The organism is Thermus sp. NMX2.A1, assembly GCF_000511705.1.
Classification (GTDB): Bacteria; Deinococcota; Deinococci; order Deinococcales; family Thermaceae; genus Thermus; species Thermus scotoductus.
Genome location: NZ_ATNI01000092.1, coordinates 1 through 765 on the forward strand (window position 1 = coordinate 1; position 765 = coordinate 765).

General features: G+C 62.6%; 1 pseudogene. It reads right to left on the reverse strand.

Features of this window, described 5'->3' with window-relative positions:
* Positions 1-735 (reverse strand): annotated as a pseudogene (locus TNMX_RS10810) (IS256 family transposase); the annotation flags it as partial.
* Positions 736-765: the final 30 nt, after the last annotated feature.

Below are 765 nucleotides of genomic sequence, written 5' to 3' on the forward strand. Positions count from 1 at the left end.
CCATGTGCACCACGCACCGCTGCCACCCCGCCATGGGATAAACCCTCCTGATGGCCTCCTCTATCCCAGGTAGACCATCGGTGACCAACAGCAACACCCGCCTTAGCCCCCTTTCCCAAAGCTCCTTCAGCACCTCCCCCCAGGCATGGGCGTTCTCCGTGGGAAGGAGCCAGGTCAGCCGAAGGCTATCTTGCAGCCCAGAACCTGCCTCTCCCCTTTGGGGGTCACCCCCAGGGCCACGTATACGGCCGCCCTCTCCACCCCAAGTCCCTCCCTGAGCACCTTCAAGAAAAAGCCATCCAGGTAAACAAAGGCCATCTCCTCCGGCAAAGGCCGCTTCTGGAAAGCCTCGGCCGCTTCCAGCACCTGGTCGGTGATGGCGCTGATGGTTTCGTGGGTGTACCGGTGGCCCAGCAAGAGGCTCATCACCTCCGCCGCTTTGCGTTGACTCACCCCAGCGGCGTAAAGGGCAATGGCCACCTCCCCCACGTCCACCTGACGGCGGGCATAGGGTTGAAGGAGGCTGGGATAGTATTTCCCTTCCCGATCCCGGGGGATGGCCAGCTTCACCTGGCCAAAGGCGGTCTCCAGCTTGCGGGGGTAGTAGCCGTTCTTGCGTCCCCCGTGCTGGCGCAAGAAGGCTTCCCGGTCGGCGTCCAGGAGAATCTGCAAGACCTCGGTCACCGTCTGCCTCACCGCTTCCCTTAGCATCACCTGCAAGGTATCCTGGTCCACGGGGTACCTCCTTCCTAATCCTGGTACCCC